Origin of the sequence: Eremococcus coleocola DSM 15696 (assembly GCF_000428865.1) — a bacterium.
Taxonomy (GTDB): Bacteria; Bacillota; Bacilli; order Lactobacillales; family Aerococcaceae; genus Eremococcus; species Eremococcus coleocola.
Genome location: NZ_AUAT01000007.1, coordinates 84,528 through 98,712, shown reverse-complemented (window position 1 = coordinate 98,712; position 14,185 = coordinate 84,528). Strand labels below are relative to the sequence as shown.

The 14,185-nt window shown below is 38.4% G+C and carries 16 protein-coding genes; 7 read left to right on the top strand and 9 right to left on the bottom strand.

Features of this window, described 5'->3' with window-relative positions; all coding sequences use genetic code 11:
* Positions 1-346: helix-turn-helix domain-containing protein (locus G396_RS0102915; protein ID WP_028125003.1), on the bottom strand; the 346-nt coding region annotated here is incomplete at its 3' end.
* A gap of 262 nt (positions 347-608) precedes the next feature.
* On the opposite strand from G396_RS0102915, the gene G396_RS11670 reads away from it, so the two are divergent.
* The 5 genes from G396_RS11670 to G396_RS0102895 all read left to right on the top strand — a co-directional run bounded on the left by G396_RS11670 (position 609) and on the right by G396_RS0102895 (position 3,393).
* Positions 609-938, top strand: a complete 330-nt coding sequence (locus tag G396_RS11670; protein WP_211224445.1) for a hypothetical protein — start codon at positions 609-611, stop codon at positions 936-938.
* Positions 838-1,215: a PH domain-containing protein gene (locus G396_RS11665; RefSeq protein WP_211224444.1), complete on the top strand. Its 378-nt coding sequence runs from the start codon at positions 838-840 to the stop codon at positions 1,213-1,215. The genes G396_RS11670 and G396_RS11665 overlap by 101 nt, the downstream gene beginning before the upstream one ends.
* Positions 1,216-1,251: 36 nt before the next feature.
* Entirely contained in the window at positions 1,252-1,554 is a 303-nt protein-coding gene (locus tag G396_RS0102905; RefSeq protein ID WP_028125002.1) for a YsnF/AvaK domain-containing protein, read from the top strand.
* 254 nt (positions 1,555-1,808) lie between these two features.
* Positions 1,809-2,483: a response regulator transcription factor gene (locus G396_RS0102900; RefSeq protein WP_028125001.1), complete on the top strand. Its 675-nt coding sequence runs from the start codon at positions 1,809-1,811 to the stop codon at positions 2,481-2,483.
* A gap of 4 nt (positions 2,484-2,487) precedes the next feature.
* Entirely contained in the window at positions 2,488-3,393 is a 906-nt protein-coding gene (locus G396_RS0102895; RefSeq protein ID WP_028125000.1) for a sensor histidine kinase, read from the top strand.
* A gap of 49 nt (positions 3,394-3,442) precedes the next feature.
* Here the strand turns inward: G396_RS0102895 and G396_RS0102890 are convergent, their stop codons facing one another.
* From G396_RS0102890 to G396_RS0102865, 6 genes are all read right to left on the bottom strand, one after another.
* Positions 3,443-4,216, bottom strand: a complete 774-nt coding sequence (locus G396_RS0102890) for an ABC transporter permease (RefSeq protein ID WP_028124999.1) — start codon at positions 4,214-4,216, stop codon at positions 3,443-3,445.
* Positions 4,216-5,139 (bottom strand): ABC transporter ATP-binding protein, encoded by a 924-nt coding sequence (locus tag G396_RS0102885; protein ID WP_028124998.1) that lies wholly within the window; start codon positions 5,137-5,139, stop codon positions 4,216-4,218. The genes G396_RS0102890 and G396_RS0102885 overlap by 1 nt, the downstream gene beginning before the upstream one ends.
* Positions 5,140-5,560: 421 nt before the next feature.
* A complete protein-coding gene (locus G396_RS10015) occupies positions 5,561-6,394 on the bottom strand; it encodes a metal ABC transporter permease (protein ID WP_034907453.1) in 834 nt (277 codons plus the stop codon).
* Entirely contained in the window at positions 6,387-7,259 is an 873-nt protein-coding gene (locus G396_RS0102875; protein ID WP_028124997.1) for a metal ABC transporter permease, read from the bottom strand. The genes G396_RS10015 and G396_RS0102875 overlap by 8 nt, the downstream gene beginning before the upstream one ends.
* A 2-nt stretch (positions 7,260-7,261) precedes the next feature.
* The gene (locus tag G396_RS10010) at positions 7,262-7,990 is read right to left on the bottom strand and encodes a metal ABC transporter ATP-binding protein (RefSeq protein WP_034907452.1); all 729 of its coding nucleotides are present in this window, start codon (positions 7,988-7,990) and stop codon (positions 7,262-7,264) included.
* Positions 7,991-8,321: 331 nt separating this feature from the next.
* Positions 8,322-9,242: a metal ABC transporter solute-binding protein, Zn/Mn family gene (locus G396_RS0102865; RefSeq protein WP_034907450.1), complete on the bottom strand. Its 921-nt coding sequence runs from the start codon at positions 9,240-9,242 to the stop codon at positions 8,322-8,324.
* Between the two features lie 167 nt (positions 9,243-9,409).
* Here G396_RS0102865 and G396_RS10005 point away from each other — a divergent pair, with 167 nt between their 5' ends.
* Positions 9,410-9,781, top strand: coding sequence for a metal-dependent transcriptional regulator (locus G396_RS10005; protein ID WP_006419070.1), 372 nt, complete (start codon positions 9,410-9,412; stop codon positions 9,779-9,781).
* 392 nt (positions 9,782-10,173) lie between these two features.
* Here G396_RS10005 and G396_RS0102850 read toward each other — a convergent pair whose 3' ends face one another.
* On the bottom strand, positions 10,174-10,956 hold the full coding sequence (locus G396_RS0102850; RefSeq protein WP_028124995.1) for an enoyl-CoA hydratase/isomerase family protein: 783 nt from the start codon (positions 10,954-10,956) through the stop codon (positions 10,174-10,176).
* A gap of 166 nt (positions 10,957-11,122) precedes the next feature.
* On the bottom strand, positions 11,123-12,328 hold the full coding sequence (fadE, locus tag G396_RS0102845) for an acyl-CoA dehydrogenase FadE (protein ID WP_006419061.1): 1,206 nt from the start codon (positions 12,326-12,328) through the stop codon (positions 11,123-11,125).
* Between the two features lie 517 nt (positions 12,329-12,845).
* On the opposite strand from fadE, the gene G396_RS0102840 reads away from it, so the two are divergent.
* Complete coding sequence (locus G396_RS0102840) at positions 12,846-14,156, top strand: acetyl-CoA hydrolase/transferase family protein (protein ID WP_028124994.1); 1,311 nt, start codon at positions 12,846-12,848, stop codon at positions 14,154-14,156.
* Positions 14,157-14,185 lie beyond the last annotated feature (29 nt).

Here is a 14,185-nt window from a genome sequence, read left to right as displayed (position 1 = left end):
CTTCTAACATCTTTTGATCAGCCCAATCAATAAAGTCAGTGGAATCAACCCATTTAGGACGTCTACCTGAATTTTTACGTAAGTCTTCATAGCGTGATTGAGCAAGTTTTGGGTCGTAAACCTGGTAGGTATACGTATAAACTTTATCTTCTTGTTTTTGACGACGGATTTGACGAATTGTCCCACGTTTTATTTCATTGTTGATGGTTTGTGGGGCACGTTCAATGGTTTTAGCATTGTGACGATTTGAATAGTTTTCATGTACCAAAATTGAAATTTGACACCGTTCTTCATAGGTGAGATGTTTGCCTTTATGTGATGATGTGCTAGAATTAGTATGCGTCATGTAATTTCATCCTTATCTATTGAGAGTGTGGTAACTTCAATAATAACATGAAATTCACATGGCATTTTTTTATTTAATTGGATTTTTTGAAGTGGCTAACTTCATTATAAAATCCGCCATTTTAATTCAAATAAATGTAAAGAAAAATTTACAAATATGAGGGGAGATTCAGCCGTTCGAATATTATACCACAAGTATATTTATGGTATAATAATAAGCAAGAATACTTTATCTTTATAAAGAGAAAGCAATGGAGGAAATTATGATTGAAAAAATTATTGACGACAATGAAAATATATTGTGGCGAGGAAAGCCCAATGCCTTCCTTTATATTGTAGGCGATCCAAGAATTTATTTAATTGCATTAATTTGGGGAATTTTTGACTTCTTTTTTATTTCTATTTTTTTAAGAGAATTTAACCTTATGCGTGGATTTTTTATACTTTTCTTTATAATTAATTCATCTTTTTCCTGTATGGTTTGCAATTTTAATGCCGATTTACAGGCTTTTAAATTGTGGGTCTATAGAATATGCAATTACAGACAAGAGAGTTTACATCAGCCAGGGAGTTTTTGGAAAAGATGTAAATAATTATGAGCACAGAGAGCTTACAAACTTGAAAGTAGAAGTAAATTTTATGGAAAACATCAAGGGACGTGGCACAATTATCCTAACTTATAATGGCGAATCAGGAAATTCATCTTACAGCTTTAAGGCTGATGCAAATAAATTTATTTCCATTGAAGATCCCTACGATGTCTACAAACTTCTTAAAAAAGTATCTCTCGATGTTTCAACAGACCAAGCCTTTCCTAACGCCTATAGACCAAAAGAGAATGAAGGCTACAACACAAAATATAAAAGATAACTTAAAAGACAACAAAAAGGTCACTGAAAGCATGTCGTGGAAGAAAATAATACTGTCAATGTCCCTCTTGATCGGGAAGAATTGCATATTACTCGGAATGCTAATCCAGATACTACCGTGGATGCTGATGTGGATACCTTTGGTGAAGATGAAACGATTGTTATCCCATTAACTCAAGAAAAAGTTAAAATCGATAAAGAAACAGTTGTAACTGGTGAAGTAAATATCGATAAAACAACTTCTATAGAGAACCAAGAAGTTTCTGAAAATGTACGTCGTGAAGTAATTGATGTAGACGGCGACCAAGAACTACTCAAAGAAGACAGAACTGAATATTAAACTATGACAAATAATACTGCTTAATTATAGAAGCTAGGGTCTGGACAAAATGTCCAGACCTATTTTTTATATTAATTGATTTACTGGAACCATAAGGAACACCTTATCTTTCTAAAGAAACTAGTAAATAAGTATGATAACTAATACATAATATAAATAATCTTCAGCTTACAAGATCCTAACTTAACCTAGCTTTATTTGCTATAATATAAGCAAATAAGCCCTAAATTATGTTTAAATATAGGAGGTTTCGTATGCCTACAATCCTTGTAGTCGAAGATAATGACGATATCAATGAACTACTTAAAACCATCTTGGTGTCCCATTACCAAGTCATCCAAGCCTATTCTGGAACGGAAGGCCTAGCCTATTTTCATAACCAAGCGCCTGACCTCGTCCTTTTGGATATTATGCTACCTGGTAAGGATGGTGGCCAAGTTTTAGCTAAAATCAGACAGTCTTCCAATATCCCGGTTATTATGTTGACCGCCATTAGTGACAAGAAAACTGTAACCCAATATCTCTTAAATGGCGCGGATGATTATATTTCTAAACCTTTTGATGAAGCGGAAGTCTTAGCCCGCATTCAAGTTTGCCTCCGCAACCGCCAAGCACCTGTTCAAAGTCAGCTTAGCTTTTGTGACTTAGAACTCGACGAAGAAACATATCAATTACTATGCGGTGGCCAAGCCGTCCAACTAAGACTTAAAGAATACGATATCCTTAAACTCTTATTCAATCATCCCCAACAAGTTTTTACTAAGGAGCAACTCTACGCTTCCGTCTGGGGACAAGACTACTTACCAGGTGATAACAACCTTAACACTCACCTTTCTAATATTCGAAAAAAAATCAAAAAAATAAGCCCCAATCATGATTACATTGAAACCATGTGGGGCTTGGGCATTCGCTTAAAGGGAAAGGAATAAACTTATGTGGATTATTTCCGTGGCTGCAGCCATTATTGTGATTCTTATCATTTATATCCTCTCCCTTCGACGGGCCCTCAAAGGGCTTTCTAGCTTAGTGGAGGAGAAACAAAATAACCAAAGTAATCTTCAATTAACCAATCAATCCTCCCATAAATCCTTGGATCCATTAATTAAAGATTACAATAAACTTTTTAATGAAATTCAAGCCAGTAAACAAGCAATCAAGCGCGACCAAGCCTACTTAGACCAAACCCTCCACAATGTCAGTCATGATATTCGGACGCCCCTAACTATCTCGAAAGGATACGTCCAACAATTACGCAAGTCTCAACCTGATGACCCTTATTTAGAGAAAATCGACACCAATCTAACGAGTATTTCCCAACGTTTAGAAGACTTACTGCTCTACCAAGACCTCTTAGAAAATCAAGTCAAAATCGATGGTCAAGCGATCAATTTATCTGACCTAGTCAAACGCAAGCTAATGACCTATTATGATGCTTTTGTTGAGGCTGATTTTCAGGTTGACTTAGATATTGCAGACCAACTTTATATTCAAGCAGATGCCCAACAAACCGAGCGAATTCTAGACAACCTATTAGGAAACGTCTTACAACACGGCCAAAAAACCATGGCAATATCTTTAGGATTATTAGCGGACCAGGTTTACCTCCAGGTCCAAAACCAAAGTAAACAAGCTATCCGCAACTTAGCCCAATTAACCCACCGCTTTTATTCGGAAGACTTGTCTGGTAGTGAGAAATCTTCTGGCTTAGGCCTTTATATTGTCCAAGAACTCATGGATAAAAATCATGGCTACCTAGAATTGGACTATGACGATACCTTATTTTCCGTTAACTTGGTTTGGCCAAGCTTCAATTCCGATGATTCAAGCAAAAATAACTAGCAGATAAAAACAGACTTGCAAGATTGCAAGTCTGTTTTTTTGTGGGTCATTACAATGATTTTTGTCGGAAGACCCAATAGGCCAACCCATTCACCACTATGATCGTGCCAATAGTGGCGAGTAAGTTCTGCGTCCAAAAGTCTTGACTCCAGTCCAATTGCCAGGCAAGATCAGTAGCTGCTTGGAAACTAAAAGGCGCTAACCATTCAATTTGTGATAAGGTTATCACCACGGTAGTAATCAAAGGCAGAACAATGGTTGAAATCACCGCACCGACATTGGAAAAGAACCAATAAAGAATCAAGGTTGCGACCGCAAATATAGCTAGGATATTCAGAAATTCAACTGAAAATATTTGCGAAAAGTCTTGCCAAAAGTCCATATTAATTTGGCCCCATCCATGCCGGAAACCTGCGATTAACATACCGATTCCATAGTAGAAAACTAATTCTAAGAATAAGGCAACGACAAAGACAACAATTTTAGAGATAAAATATTGGAGTCGAGTCACACCCATAGTCAGGATGTTTTTATAAGTTTGCCGGCTCGTGTCATAACCAATAATCATGACAAAGAGCGGCAGTCCAAAGTAAATCATCAGTGAACTCATGTTAGACATAGCTTGAGCAGCTACATCCGCTGTCCAGGTCATATCTTGGAACCTTGCTTGGTTTTGGGCCGCTTGGTCGCTTTCCATCCCAATATGACCAATGGCTTCAAACCAAACGGTCATTGCTTGATAAAGCGTCAAAACAATTAGAGTGATATAGAAGCCGGGTGATTTAAACAAACGATAGAAATCTGCTTTAAGTGAATGTAACATTAGGCTTGCGCTCCTTTCTCTTGAACTAATTGGGTGAAGTAATCTTCTAAATTATGTCTAGAATAATGAATGCCGTCAATTTGAATACCAGCATTTAATAGGAGGACGATAATTTCATGAACATGATGGGTTTTGCCAAAGATATGTAATTGATGATCATTGACCACCTTAAAGGTCAAATCGAGTTTATCCTTAATTAATTGGCTAGCGGCTTGAATTTGATTACTTTCGAGAATAATAAAGTCTTCGCTCAGATGATCAAAATCAGTCTTAGAAATCTCACGGACTAACTGCCCTTCATTAAGGAAACCAAACCGGTTAGCTACTTGATAGAGCTCAGATAAAATATGAGACGAAATAATAATCGAAATACCAAATTCTTGATTTAGTCGCCGAATTAACTGGCGGAATTCGACGATGGCCAGTGGATCCAAACCGTTAATTGGCTCGTCCAAAATGAGTAGGTCAGGTTTGGACAACATGGCAATGGCAATCCCTAATTTTTGCTTCATACCGAGGGAGAAGGTTTTAAATTTTTGGTTACGGGCGTGGTACAAGTTAACATATTTCAGAGTTTCAGCGATTACCTTTTCTTGATCCACCATACCGCGAAGAATAGCATAATAACGCAAATTTTCTTCAGCGGTTAATTGGTCATAGGCCACCGGAGTTTCAATTACAGATCCAGTCCGTTTTAAGGCTTTTGACCATTGAGCAGTGTTTTGCGAACCGAAGAGGGATATTTTACCGCCTGAGTCTGAAATCAAACGGGTGATGATTTTGAGTAAAGTGGTTTTCCCCGCTCCGTTCTTCCCAATTAAACCATAGATATCACCTTGATAAAGGGTCATAGATAAATTCTTTAAAACCAGTTTGTCTTTATAGCGTTTATTCAAGTCTTTGATTTCTATTACTTTTTCCATCTCAATTCCTCCTTCTTTTTCTTTACACTCTTATCATAACGAATGGTTTTCAAGTAATTATCAAGTAATTCTAAACAGTTTCTAAAATTGATGAGTTTGTTGAGTTTATTTGGTTGTGAATGGGGCGAAAAGTTTTGTGTTCGCACCACTTGAGCAAAAATTAATACTAATTAGTAAAGATTAGGCCGGTAGAGTTGCGAAGATTTTTTCTTGGCAAGTTTAAGCTAGGTAAAGTTTCGAAAAAACAATTCTTGACAAGTCCTAACTTAAAAAAGTTGCGAAAAACTGAATCTTGGCAAGTCTCGACTTAATAAAGTTGCCAAGAACCGATTCTTCGCAACTATTTCCCCCTCCCCACCACACAAAAGAAACAAAAAGAGCCTAGGTCGAAACCTAGACTCAAAGGAAAGGACAAAAATTATTAAGCTGCTACCCGACTTCTAGTTAAAAGAAAAGCCAAGCAAAAGACTATAAAGGAAGCGACCGCCACCATACCTGACATAGAAACATTAAAATGCACGGCTAAATAGTAGCCTAAGACAGCATTAAGACTGGCCACCAAAGCCCCTATCGTTAATAAACTGACAAATGATTTGGCAAATAGTTGGGCTGTCATGGCTGGTGCCACCATCATAGCAATCACCAATATGGCGCCAACATTCTGGAAGGAAACCACAGCAGTCAAGGATACTAAGGTCATCAAAATCAAATCGAAGGTTAACAAGCGGATACCCCGCATCCGGGCGAAAGATTCATCAAAAAGCCGCATTTTTAAAGGCTGATATGCTAGCGTAATAAAAACCAGAACTGCTAACAAAGATAAACCATTTTCTACCATCGCCCTAGGCAGCGTATGACCAAACAAGGTCATGCGGTTCAAGGGCGCAAAAATCACTTGGCCCAGCAAAACCATGTCTATATCCAAATGGACATTAGCAAAGAACTTGGAAATGAGGATAACTGCTAAGGAGAAAAAGGCAGTCAAAATCAAGGCAATAGCTGCATCATTTTGGACATTAGTTTTTGCCACGACAACTTCAATTGCTAGGACCGTTAAGACACCGAAGACTGTAGCTCCGATAATTAACCAAGGAGAATCCAAGTCTTGAACCAAAAAGAAGGCCACGGCAATCCCTAGCAAAATCGTATGGGAAATGGCATCCCCAACCATCACTTCTTGTTTTTGAACTAATAGGTTCCCCACCAAAGAACAAGTAACACCAACTAAAATCAAAATCCATAAAGACTCAATCATGTTGATACCCCCTTGCTGCAATGAGACCTTGGGGTCCAATAATAAAAGATAGCAAGGCCAAGAAAAATAAGGTCAAAACAACAGATGGACCGGTCGCTAGCTTATCAACGACGGTCGACAACCAGGTGCCAAATAAAGAGCCTACTACGGCGGACCCAACAGCAACCCAGAGAACCCCCTGATAATTTCGAGACCATTGCATCCCAATAATGGTCGGAGTAATCAAAAGCGCAGCAATCAAAATTGCACCGACTGCTTTAAGACCTACCGAAATCACTACCACCGCCAAAGATAAGTTTAATAAAGAAAGTTTGCGACTATCAATTCCAATGCTAGCGGCAAAAACTGGATCAAAGAGACTTAATTTAATTCGAGGTAAGGCCATAAAGAAGATGAGGATTGTAATACTAGAGACTAAGGCAATCAAAATCACATCATCTTGTTTCAAAAAAGCCGCCTGCCCCATGATATAAGTCTTGAGTCCCGCTTGAGAAGCACCTTGATAATTGTCATTACCTTGAATATAGGACATCAAGACCATACCAAGACCAAACAAGGCCGACAAAACTAAAGCCAGAATTGATTCAAAATGAAAGGCCGGTTCTTTCGAAAAGAAGTGAATTAAGATAAGGGCTAATATCCCTGAAGCCACGGCTCCCAGTAACAAAGTAAAAGGATTACGGGACTGGGTCACCATAAAGGCCGCAATAATCCCAGGATAGGCAGCATGGCCAATGGCATCGCCTAATTGGCTTTGTTTTTGAAAAACTAGGGAAGAGCCAATCATAGCAGCCGCCATACTTAAGAGACTAACCCCCAAGCCTACTACTAGAAATAAATAATGTTGATTCCAAAAATTCAGCATGTTTATCCCTCCAAGCCTAAATTATTAGTACCCGTATAGGTTAAATTAATTATATCTTGGTTGAGGACTTGTTCCAGCGGACCAGCGCCCACAATCTTTTTATTCACTAGCACAACATAATCAAAATACTCTTTTAAGGTTTCTAATTGATGGTGGACCGTTACGGAAGATTTTCCTTGGGCCTGAAAGGCTTTAATTTGATCCATAATGATTTTTTCACTATTTTGATCCACCCCAGCTAGGGGTTCATCTAAGAAATAAGCTTGGGCATCTTGTGCAATGGCCCGAGCTAAAAAGACCCTTTGCTTTTGACCACCAGATAACTGATTAATTTGTCGGTTCTTTAAATCCATTAATTGCATGGTTTCTAGAGCCGCATAGGCTTGGGCCCGTGCTTCTTTTGAAATCCGACGAAATCCCCATCGTTTAGAAGAAATCCCCATCAGAACCACCTCTTCGACGGTCACAGGGAAATACCAATTGACATTGGCTCTTTGCGGTACATAAGCAATTTTTTGACGCACTTGGTCAACGGGCTGACCGAGTAATTTCACTTGTCCCTGAGACTTGATTAAACCTAAGGAGGCCTGCATTAAAGTCGATTTACCAGCCCCATTAGGTCCAATCACAGCAATCCGGCGGCCTTGCGGCAAGTCCAATTGCACATGGTCTAAGGCTGTGACGTTTTGATAAGTCACACTTAAATCGTGCACTTCTAATAATTTGTCCATAAGACATTTCCTTTCCTTGTGTTGCAAAAATATATCTAGGGAGCGGGCAAGAAACAAGAAAATAGAAAATTTCTTATTTTCGCTTCGTCTGCCCACTCCCGCAAAGCTGATCAGGATGGAACCAGTCACAAAGTGACGCAGTTCCCATCCAATCAACCACTGCGATAAATTATCTATATTATCGTAACTGAGAGGGACTAGACTTTTAGCTAGCCACCAGGCCCTACTTAGCTAGAAACCTTTATATATGCCGAAAAAGTAAAGCAGCTGAAACAATTTTTTGTCACAGCGCTCTACTTTGCGGCATCAAATAAGATAGGAGTGAATTTTATTAAGCTTTTAAATATTTAACAATTAAATTAATATTGTGTTGATACATGGTGATATAAGTATCACCTTTTTTACCTTCAGGAGCAAGGGAGTCAGAAAATAAGGATTCATCGTCTCCAGTTACCACGGCCACTGAACCACCTTTAGCTTTCACAGCCTCTTGTAATTTTTCCATCCGTTCCGGATTGGTGGTCGATTCTGCAAAGATAGCTGGAATCTTATGTTCAATTATAAAGTCAACTGTTTCACCAATTTGTTGGTTAGAGACTTCTGAATCAGTAGACACTCCTTGCGGAGCAATTACGGTAAAACCGTTGGCCTTAGCAAAATAATTAAAGGCATCATGTGGGGTCACAAGATAGCGTTGGTCTTCTGGCAGGTCTTTTAATTGGTCAGCCACCCAAGTTTTTAATTCATCCAATTGGCCTAAGTAGCTTTCAGTATTTTTAGCTACTTGGTCTTTGATATCAGGAAAGCTTGCTTGTAAAGATTCTGAAGCAGCTTGAGTGGCTTGTTTATACAAGTCAATATCAAACCAGAAATGTGGGTCGATCGCTTTTTGACCATCTTCATCCATTTCATTGATTGAAGCTGGATCAAAATCGCGGGTCACTGCTTGACCTTTTTCTTCTAAGATATCGACCATTTTTCCTTCAAAGTGCAAGCCGTGATATAAAACTAAATCAGCTTGGGCAATTTTTTCAATATCTTGAGCCTTGGCTTCATAAAGGTGAGGGTCAGAACCGGCCGGCATAATCATTTCAACCTCAACCGCATCACCCGCTAAATTCTTAACCATATCGGCTAAGAATGAGGTAGTGACTGTAACTTTTGGCTTGTCAGCCGCCAAAGCGGAAGGTGTCACCAAAACAGATACGACTAAACTTAATACAAATAATATTTTTGAGATTTTACGAAACATTGTGTTCCTCCTTTTAGGTTTACCTAACTTATTTTCTGAACTCAGTATAAGGGAATGATTTTTAAAAATCAATAGGTTTACCTAAAAATTTTTATGTAAACCTAAAAATTGTTCTTACTTCCCATCCATGGTAAAATATTAATACGCATACAAAGGGAGGATTCACCATGTCACAAAGCCGGGAAGACTATATTAAATACATCTACGAGCACAGTCAAAATGATCAACTAGTCTCCAATAAAATGATTGCCCAAGGGCTTAAAATTTCTGCTCCTTCTGTGTCAGAAATGATTGCCAAATTAGCCGCAGAAAATCTCGTGGCTTACACACCCTATCAAGGGATGGAATTAACTGACAGTGGGCGCCAAATGGCTCAGGACTTAATCCGCAAACATGAAATTTGGGAATACTTCTTAGCAAAAGAATTAAACTATAATCAAGTAGAAGTCCATGAATTAGCCGAAGTACTAGAACACGCTACTCCGGATGATTTAGCAGACCGCTTGGCAGTATATATTAATTATCCCGAAAAAAACTAATTGCAAACATAAAAAAATTCCGTCGCTTACCAAAATTGGTAGGTGTACTGCCCCCCTAAAGTTGGCCCAAAAAATCCAACTTTAGGGGGGCTTTGTTCGCTAAATATAGCTTAGATTTAAAAATGAAAGTCGTCGCAGAATATCTTTCGGATACGATTGGGTATGGATTGTTAAGTAAAAAATATAAATTTAAGTCTTCTTCTCAAATTGAAGTTTGAGTTAATGCCTACCAAGCGTTTGGAATTGAAAGATTAAAACGCTCTCGCCAAAACAAAAAAATAAGAGAGACAAGTACATAAAATATGTACTCATCTCTCTGATCCAACTTTTTGGGATCACTATAAGGCGATGGGTTTTTTAGTTAATCCAAAAACTTGGAATTCAAATCAAACTTATTTATTAAAGTCTGGCCGACGTTTTTCCAAGAAAGCATTGACGGCTTCGGCATGGTCTGGTTCAATAGCTGAAGCATGCATAAATTGGGCTTCACGATTGTTAAAGGCTTCTAAATCTTTATAGAAGAACTCATTCACAATAGCTTTTTGACGGGCAAAGGCCTTCAATGGTAATCGAGTCAATTTCTTAGCAAAATCATAAGTTGCACTTTCTAAGTCTTCATCCGCCACTAATAGAGTGGTTAGACCTAATTCCTTGGCTTCTGCCCCCTTAATCGGTTTGGAAAAAGCTAGATATTCCATGAGACGTGGTGTACCTAAGGCTTGTTGTAGATAATAGATTAAACCAGTATCGCCTGGAAAGGCCATATTAATAAAGGCGGTCACAATTGAAGATGACTCACTCATTACCCGGAAATCAGCCGCCATGGCGAGAGCAGCCCCAGCGCCCGCAGCAGCGCCATTAATCATGGCTACCACTGGTTTTTGGCAAAGTTTCGGTGCCCGACCCATAGCACCGGCCATCTTTACCAAGTCTTCTGTGACTGGAGTGCCAGCATCCAACATTTCTTTAAAGGATTTCACATCACCACCTGCTGAGAAGAAACGTCCTTCCCCACGAATAACTACAGTCTTAACTTCATCATTACCTGAACACTCTTCCAAAGCTAAACGAATTTCATCATAGGTCTTATCGCCAAAAGCATTGCCGACCTCTGGACGGTTGATTGAAATAGTGGCGATCCCTTCCTCGATTTTAAATAAAATTGTTTCGTACATTTTTATAACCCCTTTTCTTTAATTAGTGGGCTGACTTAAACGAGTCAGCCTAATTTTTAAAGCTTAACTTGACTCAATGTGTAAAAATTTAGGAAATTTTGCTATTAAGCAGAAAATGTGGAAAAGGGCTCGGTAATCTAAGCCCTCCTCCCTCTCTTATTATAAATTAGACAAAGGCACCCTTACCAGTAATCGCACGACCGATGACTAAGGAGTTTACCTCATGGGTTCCTTCATAGGTATAGATTGCTTCCGCATCTTGGAAGAAACGAGCTACATCGTAGTCATAAGTAATCCCATTTCCACCACAGACTTCCCGCGCTAAAGCAACGGTTTCACGGGAACGTAGGGAGTTGAACATTTTGGCAATGGATGAGCGTACTTCATCGAATTCCCCACTAGTTTGTAACTTAGCAATTTGAGTGATTAAAGCTAATTCTGAAATGACATTGGCTTGCATACGGGCTAATTTTTCTTGGACTAATTGGAATTCAACGAGAGATTTAGTAAATTGTTTACGTTCTTTGGTATATTTTAAGGCCGCACGGAAGGCACCGGCAGAATTACCAGCAGCTAAATTAGCGACACCTGACCGAGTCACATATAATACACGGGCAACATCTTTAAAGCCATTAATATTAACCAACCGATGATCATCGGCTACTTCCACATCTTTCATGGTAATGTGACCGTTTTGTACCATCCGTAAGGCAATTTTATTTTCAATTTTATCGATTGTTAGACCCTTTTGGCCTTTTTCTAAGATAAAACATTTAATTTTATTATCTTCCGTATCGCGAGCAAAAATTGGTAAGACATCAGCTGAGCCTGCGCCACCAATCCAACGTTTTTCGCCATTAATAATCCACTTATCACCTTGGCGAGTTGCCGTTGTTGCTAGACCTCCCGCAATATCAGATCCATGTTCAGGTTCAGTTAAACCAAAACACGTTTGGAGTTCAAAGTTTTGTAATTTTGGAACCCAACGTTCTACCTGTTCAGGTGATCCACCTAATAGGAAGGTATAGTAACCTAAACCACCATGAACACCGAAGAAAGTCGCAATTGAAGTATCAAAACGAGACATGAGATACCATAGATAAGCATAGTAATATTGAGATGGGGTATATTTATCTTCCCGGTCTTCATATAAACGAGGGTCGCTCATAATAGCAACTTCATTCACGAAAGCATAGAAGGCATCCATAGGAAATTCTGCCTTTTCACTATGCTCGGTAATAACTGGACGCAAATGTTTTTCAAGGGCTGCTTCTACCTCCATTAAAACATCGACTTCCTTTTCAGTAAGGCAATCTGAAAATTTATATAAATCCTCTGGGAACAATTGAGCTAATTTTTCGGCTTTTGACATATTCTTTCCTCCTTATTAATTAAAGCGTTTTCACACCTTGAATTATAAGAGGCATTTTTTTGTTTTTCCAATAAATATCTTTTATATTACTATAACCTAAAGACATAAAAGACAAACCAAACTGATTATGTAAGCATTCCTAAACTATAAATTCATCTGAATTTTATATAAGATTTAGTTATTGATTTTTCTTAAGCAGTATAATTTTCTAATTAACAAGGCCATTTAACAGCATCTTGATGGGATTTTTTAAAATATATTTCACAATACTATAATTAATAACAATAAAAAGTTACTTATAAATTAACCTTTCTTAAACCCCCATCATTATAATTATCACAAGTAATATAACTTGAGGTTATAGTATCATAAACAATAGGTATTTGTAATCGCTTTCTAAACTTCTTATACTATAGATCGTTAATACAATTAATACTTGTATTCAAAAGTTTAATAGTATTAGTTATTTTGCTGTTTGGTTACTTTTGTCATAAATATTATTAAGGAGGAAGTAAAAATGTTTTCTGAACAATATAATAGCAAACTAGTTTCGGTTAAAGAAGCAGCTCAAGTAATTAAATCGGGAGATAAAATCCTATCCAACCCTATTTCGGGGATGCCAATGGAATTAATCCGCCAAATCGGAGCGCGCGCAGAGGAATTAGATCATGTCGAATTGCATTCATTATTTATTTTGGAACCCTTTAATTTCCTAGTAGATCCAGAAGCTGCCAGTCATATCAAATATACTTCTCATTTTATGGGACCAGTTGAACGGAAACTTTATCCAAATAAACTTTTCCATGTCGATTCTTGTAACTTCTCCGACTTATCTTACCGGATGATTGAACAAGTCAAACCGAATGTTTTCGTTTTACAAGGCACCCCAATGGATGAAGATGGCTATTTCAACCTTGGACCCATGGGAAGTCCTTATTCACGCCAAGCGCTTGACAAAGATATGACAGTAATCTTACAGGTCAACAAAAAAGTAACCAAAATCAACAAACATGAAACACCATGTAAAGAGTCCATCCACTTAGCCCATATCGATGAAGTCGATTATATTTGTGAATTCGATGAAGCCATGGTCGGTATTCCTTCATCTGTTCCAACCGAACTAGAAAATAAAATTGCAGACCAAATTATCCCACATATTCCAGATGGTGCCACCCTCCAAGTCGGCTTTGGTGGTCTATCCAATGCCGTCTCTTTAGGAATGATTGGTAAGGTAACAGGACTAGCCGTTCATACAGAAATGATTACTGAATCCATGATAGAACTACGTAAACAAGGGGTTATCACTGAAACTATCACAGGGGCTTTTGCCTTAGGAACCCAAGCACTCTATGAATTTACTGAGGAAGATGACAATGTGGTTTTCCTACCTTTAGCTGAAGTCAATAAGCCAAGTAACATCTCTGCTATTGATAAATTTGTTTCAATTAATGCTTGCCTCATGGTTGACCTAACCGGTCAAGTCGCCTCTGAAGGAATTGGTCACCGCCAAGTCTCTTCTGTTGGAGGGGCCTCTGATTTCGTCCGTGGTGCGAGTCACTCTAAGGGCGGTAAATCTTTCGTTTGTGTTTCTTCATCTAATGTAAACAAGGAAGGTAAACGGACGTCTAATATAATCTTTGCCCTTCCACCTGCTACACCAGTCACCTGCCCTCGACAAGATATTATGAATGTGGTAACTGAATATGGAATTGCTGATATCCATAACCAACCAATTAGTGAACGGGCCAAACGTTTAATTGCAGTGGCTCACCCAGACTTCCGTGAAGAACTAACCAAACAAGCTGAAGAAGCTGGCTATTTACGTTAATCAAATTAATAAAATATTGGAGGAATTAA

Coding starts and splice junctions, on each gene's coding strand:
- fadE (WP_006419061.1), bottom strand. CDS start 12,328: ATGTCAAAAGCCGAAAAATTAGCTCAATTGTTCCCAGAGGATTTATAT.
- G396_RS0102840 (WP_028124994.1), top strand. CDS start 12,846: ATGTTTTCTGAACAATATAATAGCAAACTAGTTTCGGTTAAAGAAGCA.
- G396_RS0102895 (WP_028125000.1), top strand. CDS start 2,488: ATGTGGATTATTTCCGTGGCTGCAGCCATTATTGTGATTCTTATCATT.
- G396_RS10015 (WP_034907453.1), bottom strand. CDS start 6,394: ATGATTGAGTCTTTATGGATTTTGATTTTAGTTGGTGTTACTTGTTCT.
- G396_RS0102850 (WP_028124995.1), bottom strand. CDS start 10,956: ATGTACGAAACAATTTTATTTAAAATCGAGGAAGGGATCGCCACTATT.
- G396_RS0102865 (WP_034907450.1), bottom strand. CDS start 9,242: ATGTTTCGTAAAATCTCAAAAATATTATTTGTATTAAGTTTAGTCGTA.
- G396_RS11665 (WP_211224444.1), top strand. CDS start 838: ATGCCGATTTACAGGCTTTTAAATTGTGGGTCTATAGAATATGCAATT.
- G396_RS10005 (WP_006419070.1), top strand. CDS start 9,410: ATGTCACAAAGCCGGGAAGACTATATTAAATACATCTACGAGCACAGT.
- G396_RS0102875 (WP_028124997.1), bottom strand. CDS start 7,259: ATGCTGAATTTTTGGAATCAACATTATTTATTTCTAGTAGTAGGCTTG.
- G396_RS10010 (WP_034907452.1), bottom strand. CDS start 7,990: ATGGACAAATTATTAGAAGTGCACGATTTAAGTGTGACTTATCAAAAC.
- G396_RS0102900 (WP_028125001.1), top strand. CDS start 1,809: ATGCCTACAATCCTTGTAGTCGAAGATAATGACGATATCAATGAACTA.
- G396_RS0102890 (WP_028124999.1), bottom strand. CDS start 4,216: ATGTTACATTCACTTAAAGCAGATTTCTATCGTTTGTTTAAATCACCC.
- G396_RS11670 (WP_211224445.1), top strand. CDS start 609: ATGATTGAAAAAATTATTGACGACAATGAAAATATATTGTGGCGAGGA.
- G396_RS0102885 (WP_028124998.1), bottom strand. CDS start 5,139: ATGGAAAAAGTAATAGAAATCAAAGACTTGAATAAACGCTATAAAGAC.